General features: G+C 74.1%; 11 protein-coding genes and 1 pseudogene. 7 read left to right on the forward strand and 5 right to left on the reverse strand.

Features of this window, described 5'->3' with window-relative positions; translation table 11 throughout:
- The first annotated feature begins 15 nt into the window (after positions 1–15).
- Positions 16–2,078, forward strand: a pseudogene (locus tag ACN27A_RS02360) (DUF4118 domain-containing protein).
- Positions 2,075–2,758, forward strand: a complete 684-nt coding sequence (locus ACN27A_RS02365; protein WP_421449451.1) for a response regulator — start codon at positions 2,075–2,077, stop codon at positions 2,756–2,758. Before ACN27A_RS02360 ends, ACN27A_RS02365 begins: the two are co-directional and overlap by 4 nt.
- A gap of 87 nt (positions 2,759–2,845) precedes the next feature.
- On the opposite strand, the gene ACN27A_RS02370 is transcribed toward ACN27A_RS02365, so the two are convergent.
- Positions 2,846–4,189, reverse strand: coding sequence for a carbohydrate-binding protein (locus tag ACN27A_RS02370; protein ID WP_421449452.1), 1,344 nt, complete (start codon positions 4,187–4,189; stop codon positions 2,846–2,848).
- Positions 4,190–4,412: 223 nt separating this feature from the next.
- Between ACN27A_RS02370 and ACN27A_RS02375 the strand changes: the two genes are divergently transcribed.
- Positions 4,413–4,772, forward strand: a complete 360-nt coding sequence (locus ACN27A_RS02375) for a hypothetical protein (protein ID WP_311412262.1) — start codon at positions 4,413–4,415, stop codon at positions 4,770–4,772.
- Between the two features lie 56 nt (positions 4,773–4,828).
- Here ACN27A_RS02375 and ACN27A_RS02380 read toward each other — a convergent pair whose 3' ends face one another.
- The 3 genes from ACN27A_RS02380 to ACN27A_RS02390 form a co-directional block, all read right to left on the reverse strand.
- The gene (locus tag ACN27A_RS02380) at positions 4,829–6,697 is read right to left on the reverse strand and encodes an adenylyl cyclase (RefSeq protein ID WP_421458352.1); all 1,869 of its coding nucleotides are present in this window, start codon (positions 6,695–6,697) and stop codon (positions 4,829–4,831) included.
- A 302-nt stretch (positions 6,698–6,999) separates the two neighbouring features.
- Entirely contained in the window at positions 7,000–8,868 is a 1,869-nt protein-coding gene (locus ACN27A_RS02385; RefSeq protein ID WP_421449453.1) for a hypothetical protein, read from the reverse strand.
- Positions 8,869–8,960: 92 nt separating this feature from the next.
- Positions 8,961–9,248, reverse strand: a complete 288-nt coding sequence (locus tag ACN27A_RS02390) for a DUF1905 domain-containing protein (RefSeq protein WP_421449455.1) — start codon at positions 9,246–9,248, stop codon at positions 8,961–8,963.
- 170 nt (positions 9,249–9,418) lie between these two features.
- Between ACN27A_RS02390 and ACN27A_RS02395 the strand changes: the two genes are divergently transcribed.
- The 3 genes from ACN27A_RS02395 (at position 9,419) to ACN27A_RS02405 (ending at position 13,056) form a co-directional block, all read left to right on the forward strand.
- Complete coding sequence (locus ACN27A_RS02395) at positions 9,419–10,267, forward strand: ATP-grasp domain-containing protein (protein ID WP_421449456.1); 849 nt, start codon at positions 9,419–9,421, stop codon at positions 10,265–10,267.
- A gap of 289 nt (positions 10,268–10,556) precedes the next feature.
- Positions 10,557–11,957, forward strand: a complete 1,401-nt coding sequence (locus ACN27A_RS02400; RefSeq protein WP_421449458.1) for an endo-1,4-beta-xylanase — start codon at positions 10,557–10,559, stop codon at positions 11,955–11,957.
- Between the two features lie 211 nt (positions 11,958–12,168).
- Positions 12,169–13,056, forward strand: a complete 888-nt coding sequence (locus tag ACN27A_RS02405; RefSeq protein ID WP_421458353.1) for an SDR family oxidoreductase — start codon at positions 12,169–12,171, stop codon at positions 13,054–13,056.
- A 186-nt stretch (positions 13,057–13,242) separates the two neighbouring features.
- On the opposite strand, the gene ACN27A_RS02410 is transcribed toward ACN27A_RS02405, so the two are convergent.
- Entirely contained in the window at positions 13,243–15,873 is a 2,631-nt protein-coding gene (locus ACN27A_RS02410; protein WP_421449460.1) for a CHAT domain-containing protein, read from the reverse strand.
- A gap of 187 nt (positions 15,874–16,060) precedes the next feature.
- On the opposite strand from ACN27A_RS02410, the gene ACN27A_RS02415 reads away from it, so the two are divergent.
- On the forward strand, positions 16,061–17,371 hold the full coding sequence (locus ACN27A_RS02415; RefSeq protein ID WP_421449462.1) for a S8 family peptidase: 1,311 nt from the start codon (positions 16,061–16,063) through the stop codon (positions 17,369–17,371).
- The last annotated feature ends 18 nt before the right edge of the window (positions 17,372–17,389 follow it).

Raw genomic sequence — 17,389 nt, forward strand, 5'->3', positions numbered from 1 at the left:
AGGGAGGATGGCTGCGTGCCCAGGGGAGAACTGCGCATCTACCTCGGGGCCGCGCCCGGCGTCGGCAAGACGTACGCGATGCTGGAGGAGGCCCGGCGGCGCGCCGAGCGCGGCACCGACGTGGTGGTCGGCCTGGTCGAGACCCACGGTCGCGCCCAGACCGCCGCGATGGTCGGCGACCTGGAGGTGCTGCCGCGTCGGGTGGTGACCTAGGTCGAGCTGGTCGACATGACCCCGGAGGCGCTGCGCCGCCGGATGGCGCACGGCAACATCTACCGGCCGGACCGGATCGACGCGGCCCTGGGCAACTACTTCCGCGTCGGCAACCTCACGGCCCTGCGCGAGCTGGCCCTGCTGTGGCTGGCCGACAAGGTCGACGAGCAGCTTGGCGCCTACCGCACCCAGCACGGCATCTCCGAGACCTGGGAGGCCCGCGAGCGGGTGGTGGTGGCGCTCACGGGCGGACCGGAGGGCGCCACGCTCATCCGCCGCGCCGCGCGGGTCGCGGCCCGCAGCAAGGGCGCGGACCTGCTGGCCGTGCACGTCGCCCGCAGCGACGGGCTGGCCGGCGCCGATCCGGCGCAGCTCGCCCGGCAGCGCGTGCTGGTGGAGAGCCTCGGTGGCACGTACCACCAGGTGCTCGGCGCCGACATCCCGGCGGCGCTGCTCGACTTCGCCCGGGGCGTGAACGCCACCCAGCTGGTGCTCGGCGCGAGCCGGCGCGGCCGGTTCGCCCAGCTGATCTCCCGTGGCGTGGGGGTGACCACCACCGCGCTGTCCGGGCCGATCGACGTGCACCTGGTCACCCACCCGGAGATGGGCCGGGGGCGGCGCGGCGCGGGCGTGCCGGCCGCGCTGTCGCGGCGGCGCCGGCTGCTCGGCTTCGGCCTCGCCGGGCTCGGCATGCCGCTGCTGACGGTCCTGCTGCGGGCCCTGCCGGACCTCAGCCTCACCAACGACATCCTGCTCTTCCTCACCGGCGTCGTCGGGGTCGCGCTCGTCGGCGGGCTGTGGCCGGCGCTGGTCGCCGCGCTGGGCGGTTCCCTGCTGCTCAACTGGTTCTTCACGCCTCCGTTCCGCACGCTGACCATCGCCGAGGCCGACAACCTGCTCGCCCTGGGCGTCTTCGTCGCCGTCGCCGTGGCCGTCAGCGGGGTCGTCGACGTCGCGGCGCGGCGCACCAGGGAGGCGGCGCGCGCCTCCGCCGACGCGCAGACGCTGGCCACGGTGGCCGGTGGGGTCCTGCGCGGCTCTCCGGACGGCGGCTGGAGGCGGCGGACCGGCGCGTCGTGGAGGCGTTCGCCGCGCAGGCAGCGGTCGCGCTGCGGCAGGAACGCCTCGCCGAGGAGGCGGCCAGCGCCCGGCCGCTCGCCGAGGCCGACCGGATGCGTACGGCGCTGCTCGCCGCGGTCAGCCACGACCTGCGTACGCCGCTGGCCTCGGCGAAGGCCGCGGTGAGCAGCCTGCGCAGCCCCGACGTCGAGTTCGACGCCGACGACCGGGACGAGCTGCTGGCCACCGCCGACGAGTCCCTGGACCGGCTCGGGCGGCTCGTGGCGAACCTGCTGGACATGAGCCGCCTGCAGGCCGGTGCCCTCGGCGTGACCCGCGTGCCGATCGGGCTGGAGGACGCGGTGCCGAGAACCCTGGACGAGCTGGGCCCGCAGGCCGCCGACGTCGGCACCGACATCCCCGCCGACCTGCCCGCCGCCGTCGCCGACCCGGGGCTGCTGGAGCGGGTGCTGGTCAACGTCGTCGCCAACGCGCTGCGGCACAGCCCGCCCGGGCGGCCCCCGGCCATCACCGCCAGCGCCCACGCCGGCCAGGTGGAGCTGCGCGTCCTCGACGTCGGCCCCGGCATCCCGCAGGACCAGTGGGAGCACGTCTTCCTGCCGTTCCAGCGCCTGGGCGACCGGGACAACGCCACCGGCGTCGGCCTGGGCCTGGCCCTCTCCCGCGGCCTCGCCGAGGCGATGGGTGGCAGCATCACTCCCGAGACCACCCCCGGGGGCGGCCTCACCATGGTGCTGCGGTTACCCGCCGCCACCCCGAGCGCCGCGGAGGGGCAGCAGGAATGACCCGCATCCTGGTCGTCGACGACGAGCCGCAGATCGTCCGTGCGCTGCGGATCAACCTGCGGGTCCGGGGCTACGAGGTGCAGGCCGTCGCGGCCGGCACGGCGGCGCTCAAGGCAGCCGCCAGCGACCCACCCGACCTGGTGGTGCTCGACCTCGGCCTGCCCGACATCGACGGGGTGGAGGTCATCCGGGGCCTGCGGGGCTGGACGCACGTGCCGATCATCGTGCTCTCCGGCCGCGCCGGCAGCCAGGACAAGGTCGCGGCCCTGGACGCCGGCGCCGACGACTACGTCACCAAGCCCTTCGGCATCGACGAACTCCTCGCCCGGATCCGCGCCGTGACCCGGCGACTGCACGTCAGCGCCGACGCGACCACCGCCACGCTGCGCGTCGGCCGGCACACCGTCGACCTCGCCGCCCGTACGGTCACCCGGGACGACGGCGCCGACGTCCGGCTCACCCCCACCCAGTGGGGGGTGCTCGAACAGTTGCTGCGTCACCCGGGCAAGCTCGTCAGCCAGCGCCAGCTCCTGCACGACGTCTGGGGTCCCGAGTACCAGAACGAGACCAACTACCTGCGCCAGTACATGGCCCAGCTGCGCCGCAAGCTGGAGGACGATCCGGCCCGCCCGCGCCACCTCATCACCGAGCCCGGCATGGGCTACCGGTTCCGGCCCTGACCGCGGCGTCGGCGCCGCGCGTTCCGAGGTGCCGACCGCCGGCCGCGGGGGGTGCGGCCGGCGGTCGACGCCCGGGTGACGGGTGGCTCAGCGGCCCTGGAGGGCCCGCACGTTGTCGCCGAAGGTCCAGCCCTTCGACCCGTCCCAGTTCAGCGACCAGGTCATCAGGCCCTTCAGGCCGCCCCGGTAGGTGTTCCACGCCTGGGCCACCGTCGCCGGGGCCATGTGGCCGCCCCCGGCGCCGGGCTGCGCCGGCAGCCCGGGGACCTGCTTGTCGTACGGGACCCGGATGGTGGTGCCCTGCACGACCAGTCCGGCGTTGAGGCAGTCGGTCTGGGCGGTGAAGCCCTGCACGGTCCCGGCCGGGTAGGAGTCGCCGGAGCAGCCGTACATGCTGCCGTTGTAGTACTGCATGTTCAGCCACCAGAGCCGGCCGTTGTCGGCGTACCGCTTGATGATCGGCAGGTACGCGCCCCAGATGGAGCCGTAGGTGACGCTGCCGCCGGTGACGTACGCGGTCTCCGGCGCCATGGTGAGGCCGAAACCGGCGGGCATCCGCGCGAGCACCCCGTCGATGATGCGGATCAGGTTCGCCTGCGACGGGGAGAGCTGGGAGATGTTCCCGCTGCCGGTGAGCCCGGTCTCGATGTCGATGTCGATGCCGTCGAAGTTGTACCGCTGGAGGATCGGTACGACGGTCGCGACGAACCGGTCGGCGACCGCGGCCGAGCTGAGGTCGATTCCGGCGGTCGCGCCACCGATCGACAGGAGGATGGTCAGGCCGGCCGCCTTGGCACGGCACATCTCGGCGGGAGTGGGCACCTTGACGGTGGCGTCCATGCCGTCCTCCCAGAGCACGGTGCCGTCGGCGCGGATGACGGGGAACGCCGCGTTGATCACGTTGTACCCGTGCGCGGGGATCCGGGCGTCGGTGATCGGGATCCAGCCCAGCGGTGGGTGGACTCCGTTGGCCGCGCCGTCCCAGTTCTCCCAGTAGCCCTGGAGCACCTTGCCGGCCGGCTTCGGCTTGCCGGCGCAGGTGCCCGGGCCGGGCGGGGTGGGCGTCGCGGTCGGCGTCGGGGTCGGGGTGGGGGAGGGCCCCGACGTGGCGGTCGGGGTGGGTGCGGGTGTGCCACCGCCGTCGCAGGCGCCGAGGTCGGTCCAGAGCGAGGGCGTCGCGGCGGGGTTCCAGCCGGCGCCCGGCGGGGGCGTGTGCGTCACCAGCGCCTGGTAGGAGCGACCGGCATAGCTGACCCGGCTGCCGGCGGCGTACGTCGTCCCCTCGGCCCAGGCCGGCGCGGTGCAGGCCGTGGCGGCGACGTCCGGGGCGGTCTCCGCGGCAGCGCGGCCGTGCACGGCGGGCATGGCCGCCAGGGTGGCGGTGAGCGCCGCGCCGGCCAGCAGCGCGGGCATCGTACGTCGAAGTCGCATGGCATTCCTCCTCGTCGATGGCGGGAGGCTATCAATTAACTTTGTTAAATGTAAGCGTCGGGGCGTAGGCGGGCGTGCCGGTGAGGCCGTCGCGGGGCGGCCGGCGGCTGCCGGAGGAGGACGGTAAAACTTTTCGCCAATATCGACTATGGCCGTGGAGCTAATCTCCGGATCGGGATACCCTCCGGTGGACACCTGCCGTCCATCGTGGAGGAGATCGAGCATGCGTAAGTTGATGTCGGCGGTCGGAGCCGGAGCGATGCTGACCGTGGGGCTGCTCGCCGGCGCGAGCCCGGCGCAGGCGGCGAGCTGCACGCTCGTGCAGTCCGAGATCTACAACGGGGCCAACATCATCGCCTGGTCGCAGGGCCTGCAGGGCTGCTCCGGCGACGTCTACTGGGAGATCCAGTCGGGCGACGCCGGCGGCTGGCAGGTCGCGCAGAGCGGCACCACGCACTACGCCAACGAGGTGCAGAGCTACTACGGCGACGTCGAGCTGCCGTGTTACCTGCGGGTCTACGCGAAGTTCGGCACCCAGGAGAAGCTGACCCAGCCCGCGCGCAACAACAACTGCGCCGGCTGACGACCGGGTCGGACGGGGCGGGGTGCGCGCCCCGTCCGACCCGGACTCCCGCAGGGCTACGCAGCGGGATACCGCGTGACGTAGACGGGCTCGCCGACCCGCGTCGTGTCGGCCGCCGCGCCCACGCCGTTGACCACGTGGTCGATCGTGCCGGCGCTCAGGTTCACGGTCATGACGTGGTGCAGCCTGACGCCCGGCGCGACGGGGACCTCGAAGCCGTTCTCCGTGCGGATCGACGGGTTGTTCTGGTTGAACACGTACACCCCGCCGCCGTGCAGCGTGTGGTGCCGCACCCGGTCGCCGACCTTGTAGCCGGCCCAGCCCTCGACGGCGCCGTTCATCCAGTCGGCCTGCGTCGGCGGGTCGTACGGCAGCTCGTTCTGGTAGAGGATCGTCGTGCCGTGCTCACCGTTCCAGACCGTGTTGTACCGCTGGAAGTGCTCGACGAACAGGCCGGTGGCCGTCACGTGGTCGCCGTTGATGACGGCGCCGTAGCGACCGGTGTTGGTCCGCCAGCGGTCGGTGTCGCCGTTGACGCCCTCGGTGAAGCCCTCGACGCCGTGGTCCCCGCGCCACACCCAGGTGTGGTCGATCAGGACGTGGTCGGCGTTGACCTCGAGCGCGGTGTGCGTCCTGCCGACGTGCGGCCCGCCGACGCGGAAGTACACGTCCGAGAGCGTGATCGGGTTGCGCGGGGTGCTGGCGTTGCGGCCGTGCTCGCGCCCCACCCGCAGCAGCACCGGCGACTCGGTCAGGCCGGCGTCGATGGTCACCCCGGCGACGACGACGCCGGGCACGCCGGCGACGTCCAGCGGTACGGCGCCGCCCACGGCGGTGAGCGTGGCGTGCCCGATGCCGAGCACCACGGTGTCGGGCCGCCGGACCTCGATGCTGCGGGCGATGTCGTACACCCCGGGGGTGAGCAGCAGGTGCTTGCCGCGGGCGAGCTGGGCGTTGATGACGTGCACCGGATCGGACGGCTTGGCGATGAAGAAGTCCCGGATGCCGATGGTGCGCCCCGGCGTCGTGCCGTCGCCCCAGGAGATGCCCCGGCTGTCCCGCCGGACGGCGGGGACGCGGACCTGGTAGCGGCCCCGGTCGTCGACGAACAGGTACGGCTTCTCCCTGCTCAGGGGCGTGGTGTCCAGCGTGGTGTACGGCGGGTCGGGAAAGTCGGCGTCGTCGGGGGCGCCCACGGTGCCCGCGAAGACCTGGTTCCACACCGCGTTGGACCAGCTCTCGACCTCGCTGTTGCGGGTCAGCCACTGCTGCTGGGAGCCGTTGGTGGTGGCGGGCAGCCGGGAGTCGGCGATGAAGCCGCCGCTGGCGTACTGCGGGCCGGCGGTGCAGTAGTCCATCAGGGACAGGCCGCCGCCGCTGATGTCGAGGCGGCGCATGGAGACCGCCTGGGAGACCGCCCAGAAGTTCGCCGAGGAGCGGCAGCCGTCCTGGCCGGTGGCGTTGACGGACAGCGACAGGTTGGACAGGGTGCGCCAGAAGTTGACCAGGGCGATGCAGTTGCCGGTCCCGCCGCCTTCGAGGCAGCGGTTGTAGGTCTCGATCTTGCCGTTGACGGTGACGTCGGTGGGGGAGGCGCCCAGGCCGGAGACCTCGGTGTAGTAGCCGACCTTCACGTGCAGGGGCTGCGTGTCCGTACCGTAGCTGCCGGGCTTGAAGAGGTACGCGTGCCGCGCGGTGCCCATCTCGGCGTCGACCTGCCGGGCGTGCGCCGCGTCGAGGGTCGCCTGGATCTCGGCGACCGGTGTGTCGGGGTCGAAGATCGTCACGTTGGGCCCGAAGTCCGGGGCGCCGTGCCGGGCCGGTCCGGCGGCGGCGGCCGTGCCGGTGGTGCTGGCGACGGCCGTCAGCACCAGGCCGAGGGCGAGCGTCCGGCGGAGCCGCCGTCGCGCGTCGGGGGACTGCATTCTCATCGTTCGTCCTCTCCGCCGGCCGGGGCGGGTGCCGGGCTCGGCGACGTGGTGGGGAGGCGTTCCGGTGCGGCGCGGGGTGGGCGCGCCGATGGCCGGGGCGCGGTCGTCGTCGACCTGCCTCATGGGGGCGGCGGCGGGGGCGACGCCCTCGTGAGAGCGCTCTCTCGCCATCGCGACTTCTATCACGGCGTGAAAGAAGGGTTGGCATGTTTCTACCCTGTCGATCCGCCGGGCGCTACCGCTGCGTGCTGACGGATCCCGCTCCCGCCAGACGCGGCCGACAGGCCGGTGGCGGGTCAGCCGTGCCCGGTCGGCCGGTGGAGCGGCTGCACGAGGACCGGTCGGTACCCGGCCTCGGGCGGCAACGCCACGCCTTCCACCAGGCCGCTGCGAAGGTGCAGCCGCACCAGGGGCAGACCGAACTCGTTGCGTCCGTGGTCGGCCGGGACGAGCACGTGCTCCGGGCTCTCCCAGACCGGCCCGCCCGGGACTGGGCTGGTCGCGCTGCCGCCGGGCAGCGGCAGCACCCGGGGCCGGTCGGGCTGTGCCGGGTCGTACAGACGCAGGCTCGGCGGCGCGTACACCCAGGAGTACAACTGCCGGCCGCCGGGCACGAGGGCGGCGGCCGGGTCCACGGGCAGCGGAACGACACCGCCGTCGGGCCGGACGAGTAGCGCCGGGTGGCTCCGGTCACGGGCCAGCGCCACACCGCTGTACGGGTCGACCTGGCGCAGCGCGTGCGGCAGCGGCTCCGGCTTCTCGCCCGGCGCCCAGCGCACCGAGGCCGCGCCGCCGTCGACGCTGGCGTACACGGCCCCGTCGTGGATCCCGACGGCGGAAAGGTTGTCAGCCCCGTCCCACGGCATGCTCTGCCGGGAACCGTCGGCGAGGTCGACGAGGTGCAGCCGGTTCCGGGACCGTCGGCCGACGTGGAACTCCACGACGGCCAGCCGCTCGCCGGCCGCGTCCAGGACGGCCCGCCAGCCCATGCTCGTGCCGAGCAGCGCGAACTCGCCGTCGGGGCGCACCAGCGCGGTCTGGGTGCTGCCGAGCAGCACGGTGCCGTGTCGGCTCTGCATGGCCTGCGTCACCTGGACCCCCGGCCAGCGCGCCAGCACCACCGGTGTGTCGTCGCGCCACACGACAAGCTCGCCCCCGGAGCCGACGAATCCGGCGCGGGGCGGTGGCCCGGAAGGTAGCGCCGCCGGCGGACGGGTCTCCTGGGTGGACGACAGGCGGCTCCTCGTCGTGACCCACGCCATGGTCGGACCGCTGACCCCTGGCGGCCGTACGGTGCCGCAGGGCCCGGCGTGCGGGCCGGGCCCGGCATCGCTCGCCGCGGTGGCCACGGTGCCGCGCAGCCGCCCGAGGCCGGTCGGTCGGCTCACCGGCTGCGGCGGTGGTTGCCGGGGCGCGCGCGGGGTCGGCTGGACGACCAGTGTCAACGGCCCGTCGGTGCTGTCGAAGGGGGCGAGCAGCCCGTCGCCGACGGCGTGGCGCAGGATCGCCCGGACGGCGTCCGGCGTGGTGAGCAGCCGATCGGCGAGCCAGTCGATGGTGACGGTCGCAGAGCCCTCGCGCGCCCACAGCAGCAACGACAGCAGGTCCGAGGTGGCGTACCGGAAGTGTGCGGAGGGACCGCCGCCGCGGGTGCGCAGGGCCGGCTGGGCGAGGTCGTCCTCGCTGAGCAGCGGGCTGCTGCGCGCGATCCACCGAGGTGGCTCCGGGCTGGCGGACACGGGCCAGAACCGCAGCAGGTAGCTGTCGCCCTCGTCGGCCGGTCGCCGGCAGAAACGCAACCGGTAGAGGCCCGGTTCCCCCAGGCGGAACGAGTCGCGGGGGGAACCGCCGGTCACCATCGCCAGGCCGACCGTCCCGCCGGTGGCGAAGGGCGTCTCGACGACATCGGCCCAGCCGTCGTCCTCGGGCGCGGGTGCGTCGTGGCTTTCGAGCCGCACCTCGTGGTAGTGGTCCGACGCGCGGCCGTCGATCCAGCCGTCCCCGGCGCGGGCGATTGAGCCGCACGGCTGCGTCTTCACCGCGTATTCCCGCAGCAACTCGTCGACCCGCACCCGCGCCGGACCCCACGGGTCCGCCTCGCGCAGCAGGAACGTGCCGTACTCCGGCCAGTATTCGCGGTCCTCGAAAGCCCGTAACAGTGCCACCGTCATTCCTCCCCGTCGCGCCCCGGCACGCTACCGACCGCCTCCGACGTCTTGTCGCCTCCGTGATCCGGTCGGGGGGCGGGACCGGCCATTTACCCGTCCACGACCAGGCGGATCCTCACGGTGTCGCCCACCGTCAGCCCTTCGGCCCGTCGCACGGCCGCCTTCACCGGCACGATGTATCGCCCGTCCTTGGGGAACAGGGACGTGCTCCAGCCGGTTTTCCCGATCCGCGCCGCGACGGGGATCATGCCCCAGCCGTAGCTCACCCCCGCGGACCTCGCGGCCAGCTCCTGGCAGCCCTCTTCCGGAACGGTGACGAAGTGCCATGGCGCGGGGCCTCTCCAGAACCACAGCTCGCCGCTCAACTCCAGGTCCATCGGCCCAGCATAGGAACGGGGACCGACTCTTTCGGACGGGTGATGCGCCGCTCGGCGACGCCGGCGACCTGGCCGGGCAGCCGGAGACCGAGCCCGGGTTCGCGGTAACCCGCGCGCCCGCCGGCCCGGCGGCACTCGCGTCGCCGGCGCCGATGGGGCAGCATTCCTCCGTGCTCCTGATCGTTCCATCGGACCCGCTGCGACCGCGCCACCCGGACGCGCACTTCGCGCCGGAGGCCCGCGCCGCCCGGGAGGCCGGCGTCGAGGTCGCCGTCGTCGACCACGACGCGTTGGCCCGTGGCGACGACGTGTCGCAGGCGGTGTCGCGGGTGACGGCCGAGGGCGTCGCGGTCTACCGCGGCTGGATGCTGCGCAGCGAGCGGTACGCCGCCTTCGCGGACGCGTTGGCCCGACGGGGCGTCAGCCTGCGTACGAGCGGCGAGCAGTACCGGCGCGCCCACGAGCTGCCGGGCTGGTATCCGGACCTGGTCGAGTTGACGCCACGCTCGGCGTGGACGGTCGGCACCGAGCGTGTCGAATTCGACCGGGCGAGGCGCGCGCTCGGCGGCGGGGCGGCGGTGCTGCGCGACTACACCAAGTCGATGAAGCACCACTGGCACGAGGCGGCGTTCATCCCGGATCTCGACGACGGCGACGCCGCCTGGCGGGTCGCCAGCCGCTTCCTCGACCTGCGCGGCGACGATCTCGTCGGCGGCCTGGTCCTGCGCCGGTTCGAGCGGTTCACCACCGCCGAGGTCCGCACGTGGTGGGTCGACGGCGTCTGCGTCCTCGTCGGCGCCCACCCCGACAGTCCGCACGACACGCCGCCGGAGGCGTTCGACGCGGGCCCGGTGAGCGGTGCGGTGGCGGCGCTGGGGCTGCCGTTCGTGACCGTGGACCTGGCACTGCGCGCCGACGGCGTCTGGCGGATCGTCGAACTCGGTGACGGGCAGGTCAGCGACCGACCATCCACCATCGACCCGGCCGCTCTGGTCGACGTCCTGCGGCGCGGATCCTGACCTCCGAAACTTCCGGTGCTCCGACCGACGCCGGTCCGACTCAAGGGCAGGGTGTGAGCCTGTCCGAGGCGACGATGCGGCATTCAATTGTCGAAAGAATCCGATAACCGGGCGTTGAGGTTCCGGACATGTTCCGATACGGTCCGTATGGAAGGGCTTCGATCAACTCACGGTGTCGAGGATGCTGACGGCGGCGTGGTCTCCGGGCGACCACTCCACCGGCCCACGCCGTGGCGGGCGGTTGCCGAGGCGGCCTTCTCCTCCATTCGGCTCATCGAAAGGCTCTGCCATGGACAACATGCTCGCCCGTGCCAGCGGGCGCCCGGTGACCCGCCGGCGGCCACGCGTCGCGCTGGCGTCGGTCGTGGTCGGTCTCGCCGTCGCCGCCACGACGGTCGCGGTGGCGTCCGGCGCCAGCGCCGGCACGACCCTGGGGGCGTCCGCCGCCGAGAAGGGGCGCTACTTCGGCGCCGCGGTCGCCGCCCACAAGCTCTCCGACGCCACGTACGTCGGGATCCTCAACCGGGAGTTCAACTCGGTCACCCCGGAGAACGAGATGAAGTGGGACGCCACCGAGCCGTCCCAGGGCCAGTTCACCTTCGCCAACGCCGACCGGATCGTCAACCACGCCCGCGCCAACGGGATGCAGGTGCGGGGCCACGCCCTGGCCTGGCACTCCCAGCAGCCGGGGTGGGCGCAGAACCTCAGCGGCAGCGCGCTGCGCCAGGCGATGGTCAACCACGTCACCCAGGTGGCGACCTACTACCGTGGCAAGATCCACTCCTGGGACGTGGTGAACGAGGCGTTCGCCGACGGCGGCAGCGGGGCCCGACGCGACTCGAACCTGCAACGCACCGGCAACGACTGGATCGAGGTGGCGTTCCGCGCCGCGCGCGCCGCCGACCCGACCGCGAAGCTGTGCTACAACGACTACAACACCGACGACTGGTCGCACGCCAAGACCCAGGCCGTCTACAACATGGTCCGCGACTTCAAGGCCCGGGGCGTGCCGATCGACTGCGTGGGCCTCCAGTCGCACTTCAACAGCGCCTCGCCCTACCCGGGCAACTACCGCACCACGCTGTCCAGCTTCGCGGCGCTCGGCGTCGACGTGCAGATCACCGAGCTGGACATCGAGGGCTCCGGCGCCAGCCAGGCCACCGCGTACCGCAATGTGGTCAACGACTGCCTCGCCGTGGCCCGCTGCAACGGCATCACCGTGTGGGGCATCCGGGACACGGACTCCTGGCGAGCCAGCGGCACCCCGCTGCTCTTCGACGGCAGCGGCAACAAGAAGCCGGCTTACACCGCCACTCTCGACGCCCTCAACGGCGGCACCACTCCGCCGCCCACCACGGCGCCCCCGACCACCGCGCCGCCCACCACCCCGCCGCCGTCCGGCGACTGCGCCGCGACGGTGTCGCTGAACTCGTGGAACGGCGGCTTCGTCGCCACGGTACGCGTCACCGCAGGCGCCGCGGCGATCAACGGCTGGGCGGTCGCCCTCACCCTGCCGGGCGGCGCGACGGTCACCAACACGTGGAGCGCGCGCGCCACCGGGACCAGCGGCGCCGTGACGTTCCGCAACGTCGACTACAACGGTCGGCTCTCCGCCGGAGCCACCACGGAGTTCGGCTTCCAGGGCACCGGGACCGGCCCGACCGGCACGCCCACCTGCACCGCGAGCTGACCCGTCCGACGGCCCGGCGTGGGGAACGATCCGCGCCGGGCCGCCGACGCCGCCCGCACGGGCTCTGCGGTCTCCGCCCTGGACGGTCGTCGGGGCTACCGGAGTCCCAGCCGACCACTATGGGCCGTCCTCCGGCACTTGCCCTCAAGTCCACTTCAACTTCTACCGTCGACCCGGCAGGTTCGGTCGAGCGGATCAGGGCGTGGTCGGTATGAGCGTGCAGCGGACGGTACTGGTGACCGGGGGGACCGGGCGAGTGGGCGGGCAGGTCGTCGCCCGGCTCGTCGAGGCCGAGGGCGTGCGGGTGCGCGTGTTGTCCCGCGACCCGGCGAGGGCATCGGGGGTCCTGGGGCCGCAGGTGGAGGTGGTCGGCGGTGACCTCACCGCGCCCGACAGCCTGAGCGCCGCGCTGGACGGTGTGGACGGGCTGTTCCTCGTCTTCCCGTCGGTCACCGCCGACCGGGCGGCAGGTCGGTTGGTGGCGACGCTCGCCGAGCGGGTCAGGCGCATCGTCTATCTGTCTGCCCACGGCGTGCCGGACGACCCCGACGGCGCCGCTGAACCGGACGGGACCATCCTGGGCTCCCACGCCCGACTGGAGGGCCTGCTCGCGGGATCGGCCGCCGAGTACGCCTTCCTGCGCTCCAGCGGCTTCGCCGCGAACACCCTGGCGTGGGCGCCGCAGATCCAGCAGTCGGATGTACTGCGGTGGTTCGTTCCCCAGGCCAGACGGGCCCTGGTGCACGAGGCGGACCTCGGGGCCGTGGCGGCGCGGCTGCTGACGGACGACCGGCACCAGCGCGCGGCCCACCACCTGGCCGGCCCCGAGCAACTGACGCAGGTCGAGCAGCTCGCGGCGATCGGTGCCGCGCTCGGCCGGACCCTGCGTTACGAGGAGATGGACTCCGCACAGGCCGCCGCCGAGCTGTTCCCCACGATGCCGGCGGGCGTGGCCGCCGCGATCATCGCCGGCCACGCGGCGATGATCACGCAACCCGAGCCGGTCACCGACACCGTCCGGCATCTGCTGGGCCGGCCCGCACTGACGTTCGCGCAGTGGGCCCGCGACCACGTGGAGGACTTCACCGGCCGGCAGTAGACGCCGCCCTGCTGCTCGCGACTGGCATGCCCGCTACTTCGACCGCGGCCGGCCGACAGTCAGGTGACCGGCACGGGCGGACCCGTGACGGGATCCGCGTCACCGCCCGGTGCGACCCGTCTGCCTGGTCGCCGTTCTCCTGCCGGTCGCTCGACAGCAGGCGGCTCGCACAGGATTGGGCTGCTCTCAGCCGGCGCCGAAGCAGACGAAGGCGGCGGCGGTGGCCTGGGCGGCACCACCACCGGCGGTGCCGAACGCGCGCTGGGCCTCGGCGAGCGCCACCGCCGGCGGAGCACCGGCACGCATCCGCCGGTGCAGGTCCAGCATCAGCGCGGTGGTCAGGTCGGCCGGGACCGGCAACACGGTGGCGATCAGGCTGCGGGTGCCCAGGGCCAGCAGCACGGCGGTGAAGCCCATCACCTCGTCGCCCGGCCGGACGCCGGAGAGGCCGGAGTCGCAGGCGGAGAGCACCACGCAGCCCGGTGGGCGGGTCAGCCGCTCCAACTCGTACGCGGTCAACGGCCCGTCGGCCAGTTCGAGGGTGGAGAAGAGCGGGTTGTCGGCGCGGAAGGCGCCGTGCGCGGCGATGTGCGCCAACCCGGCCCCGTTCAGCGCGTCGGTGACCGCGTCGGCGGTGGCGGCGCAGCCGGTGAGGGTGCGGGAGCTTGGCAGGGCCGCGCCGAGCTGACGTACCTCGGTCTCGGCGGCGGGCAGTCGTGGGCCGGCCACCAGCACCGGCGGGCCTGCCGGGACGGTCCGCCCGACGGCGCGCAACCAGACCGTCGCCGAGGGCGCCACCGTCACCGGCCGGCCGGCGCAGGTCGGCAGGCCCGACCAGGGCACGGCGTGCAGCGCGGCGATCGGGACGATCACCAGTGGCCGGTCGCGCAGCAGCCGGCGTACGGGGTCGAAGAGCTGCTGGTCCAGCGCGGTGGTGGCGAACTCGACCCCGGCCCGGGCGCTGGCCGAGTCGCCGGTGGTGACCAGCCGGCGCAGGCCGAACCGGTGCAGGCGGGCCCTGCCCAGCGCCTCGTCGAGAGGGCCGAGGTCGTGCAGGCTGGTCCGGCCGTCGCGGACCAGTACCGCGCGCAGCCGTGGCCCGTGCGCCACCAGCTCCAGCAGCACGGCGTCACCGAGCGCGGCGGCGAGGGCGGCAACCGTCGGCGGTGCCACCAGGTCCCCGCCGTCCGCGCCCCGGGCCCCGCCGTGCGCGCCCCGGGCCAGTTCGCGGATGCGCTGTTCGAGTCGGGCCTGGCTGCGCCGCAGCGCGTACCCGGGGTGCCCGGCGAGCAGCGCGTCCTCCAGAGCGGTGCTGACCATCCGCAGCTCGGCCAGGGCGGCGGCCAACTCGGGGTCCTGCGGCGGCTGCACCGCGCGCATCCGCAGGGCGTTGGCCCGCCAGCGTTCCGCCCAGGCCAGCACCTGGGCGGGCGTGCCGGTGCGCACGGCGATGTCCAGTCCCTCGGCGGCGAGTTCGTGCCCGTACGCCCCGCTGTGTGCGCGCAGCTCGGTGGCGCCGAGGGAGGCCCGGTGGCCGTCGAGCACCCCCAGCCCTCGGCGCAGGGCCCGGGCCGCACCGCGTAGGTCACCGTCGAGCCGGCGCCGCAGCGCGAGCGCGTACCAGCCCTGCGCTCGGTGGGGCGCGGTGCCCCGGCGGTGCGCGCGGGCCGCCACCGCCAGCAGCTCGGCCGCCCGCGCGGGTCGGCCCATCGCCTCGGCCAGCCGGGCGGCCTCGATCCGGGTGGTCAGTGCCGGCGAGGGCCAGCCGGTGGCGTCGAGCTGCCCGGCGGTGCGCACCATGGCCGTGAACAGGGCCGTCGACCGGGTGCCCCGGGCGAACTCGGCGCGCAGCTCGACGTGCCGGGCAAAGGCGGCCCAGATGCGGCGCCCCTGGCGGCGGAACCGGGCCCGGGACGAGGCGGCGGCGGCCGCAGCGGTGTCCAGGTCACCCGCGAGCAGCGCCGCCCGGGCCCGCGCCAGCAGCGCCTCGGCGAGATCCGAGGCCATGCCGCGCCGCCGCAACTCCGTCACGGCGGACGTGGCGACCTCGACCGCCTCGTCGACCAGCGGTACGGAGAGCAGCAGTTCGAAGCGGTCCAACAGCAGCGCCGGCCGGGGCACCGACAACCGGCGGTACTCGTCGCCGACGGTGGCGAAGCTGCGCAGCGCGCCCGCGACGTCGCCGCGCTGGCCGGCGGCGATGCCGATGTTCCAGCGGGCGTCGGCGGCGGCCAGGTCGAGCCCGAGCCGGCTGAAGATGGCCGCGGAGCGGAACAGGTCGTCGTCGGCGTCCCGGCTGGTGCCCCGGTGGGCGTTGAGCAGCCCACGGTTGTTGCGCGCCCGCGCCTCCAGCAGCAGGTCACCCTCGCGCTGGGCGATCTCCACCGCGATGCCGTAGTCCCGGACCGCCTCGTCGAACCGTCCCCGGTAGTGCAGCACCACGCCCCGCTGCATCCGGGCCCGGCCGGCGTCGGCACCGGTCAGCCGGGGCAGTGCCAGGGTCACCGCGCGAAGCGCCGCGCCGGTGCGCCCGGCGTTGGCCAGGACGTACCCGAGGCTCATCCGGGCCAGTGCCCGTGCCCGGGGCGAGTCGGTGACGCGCACCGCCCGGCGCAGGTGCCGCAGGGCGCCCGGCAGGTCGTTGAGTTCCCGCAGGGCCAGCCCGATGGCGCGTTCGGCGGTGGACCGCTCGTCGGCGTCGGGCTGCCCGGTGGCGAGGACCTGCCGGGCGATCGCGATCGCCTCGCGGGGGTAGCGCTGGACGGCGTCGAGCGCGGCCTGGGCCTGGACGGCACCGGGATCGGCGCTGTCGGCCATGCCAAGAAGAATCCCGCAGTCACGCTCCCCGGTCAATCGCCTCGAGGCGGATCGGACGTCAATCGCCTGACCGACGATCAATTGACACCCGACTATCCTTTGAAATAATCGTCCGGTGCCTCGGAGAGCGCTTCCGTGGCTGCCCGGCCCGCCGCCGACCACGCATCTTCGACCGCCTGGAGGACCGGTGCCGTCTGACGACTCCGTCGCGTCGCGCCCGCCCGCCGGGCTGTCCCGCCGGCAGGTCATGGCCTGGTCCACCCTGGTCGCCGCGGCGGGGCCGCTCGGTCTCGTCGGGCGCGGCGCCCCGGCCGCCGCCGGCGAGTCGCCCGACGAGACCTACCAGCGGGCCTTCCTGGAGGCCCTGGCCGCCGACCCCGACCTGCGCCGCCATGCCGTCGCGGGCCGGGAATTCCTTTACCGGCCCCGGCAGTTGCTGGTGGCCCACCCGGACGTGCAGCGGGTCGTGGGTCGGCTGCGCAGCTACGGCCACCCGGTCACCGAGGGCGTCGGCTTCGGCGGGGTCGCCCGACTCCTCTTCGCCACCGAGACCGACATCCCGTCGGTGGTGACCAGGCTCCGCGACCCGCAGCAGTGGCCCGGGCAGCCGGTGCCCCTGGTCCAGCCGCACCACGCCCTGCTCGGCTTCGGCAACATCATGGGCAACCCGGGCGGTCCGCCCCGGGTCGCCGCTGCCCTGCCGGCACCGGATCCGGCGCGCGCGGGTGAGGGGGCGGGGGTGACGGTGGGGATCTGCGACACCGGCATCTGGCGGCTGGCCGGTTCCCGCCATCCGCAGTGGTTGGCCGGCAGCTACCTCCCCGAGGTCGACGACGAGGACGCCCTCTACGTCGGCGCCGACGTGCTCGCACTCCAGGGCGGCCACGGCACGTTCGTCGCCGGGGTGGTCCGGCAGGCCGCGCCGGGCGTACGTCTCGATCCCGAGGTCGCGCTGAACGCCACCGGCGTCGGCGACGAGGAGATGCTTGTCGCCGCCCTCGGTCGGCTCGGCCCGCAGGTGTCGGTCGTCAACCTCTCGTTGGGCTACTTCACCCAGGACGACCAGCCTCCGCTGCCGCTGGTCAACGCCCTGGCCGGGCTGCCCGGCCGGGCGGTGGTGGCGTCGGCGGGCAATGCCGGCACCAGCCGGCGGGCCTGGCCGGCCGCCCTGGACCGGGTCCTGGCGGTGGGCGCGGTGAGTGCCGGCGCCACCGGCCCGGTGCCGGCGCCGTACAGCAGCTACGGGTCGTGGGTGGACGCCTGTGCCCTGGGGGACCGGAGCAGCACCTACGTCAGGGGCCGGTTGCAGTTGCCGGGCCAGCCGATCCGGTACTTCGACGGCTTCGCGGCCTGGACGGGCACCTCGTTCGCCACCGGCCACGTCGCCGGCCGGCTGGCCGCGCTGATGACCAGTGCCGGGCTCGGCGCGGAGGCTGCCCGGGCCGCGCTGGTCGCCGGCCCCCGCTGGCATCCCGACTACGGCGTACTCGTCGCGTGAGGTCGTCGGCACCGGCGC

Source organism: Micromonospora sp. WMMD737 (assembly GCF_049179055.1).
Lineage (GTDB): Bacteria > Actinomycetota > Actinomycetes > Mycobacteriales > Micromonosporaceae > Micromonospora > Micromonospora reichwaldensis.

Excerpts from the sequence above, each read along its gene's own strand:
- ACN27A_RS02365 (WP_421449451.1), top strand. The coding sequence starts at position 2,075 with ATGACCCGCATCCTGGTCGTCGACGACGAGCCGCAGATCGTCCGTGCG.
- ACN27A_RS02370 (WP_421449452.1), bottom strand. The coding sequence starts at position 4,189 with ATGCGACTTCGACGTACGATGCCCGCGCTGCTGGCCGGCGCGGCGCTC.
- ACN27A_RS02375 (WP_311412262.1), top strand. The coding sequence starts at position 4,413 with ATGCGTAAGTTGATGTCGGCGGTCGGAGCCGGAGCGATGCTGACCGTG.
- ACN27A_RS02380 (WP_421458352.1), bottom strand. The coding sequence starts at position 6,697 with ATGCAGTCCCCCGACGCGCGACGGCGGCTCCGCCGGACGCTCGCCCTC.
- ACN27A_RS02390 (WP_421449455.1), bottom strand. The coding sequence starts at position 9,248 with ATGGACCTGGAGTTGAGCGGCGAGCTGTGGTTCTGGAGAGGCCCCGCG.
- ACN27A_RS02400 (WP_421449458.1), top strand. The coding sequence starts at position 10,557 with ATGGACAACATGCTCGCCCGTGCCAGCGGGCGCCCGGTGACCCGCCGG.
- ACN27A_RS02405 (WP_421458353.1), top strand. The coding sequence starts at position 12,169 with ATGAGCGTGCAGCGGACGGTACTGGTGACCGGGGGGACCGGGCGAGTG.
- ACN27A_RS02410 (WP_421449460.1), bottom strand. The coding sequence starts at position 15,873 with ATGGCCGACAGCGCCGATCCCGGTGCCGTCCAGGCCCAGGCCGCGCTC.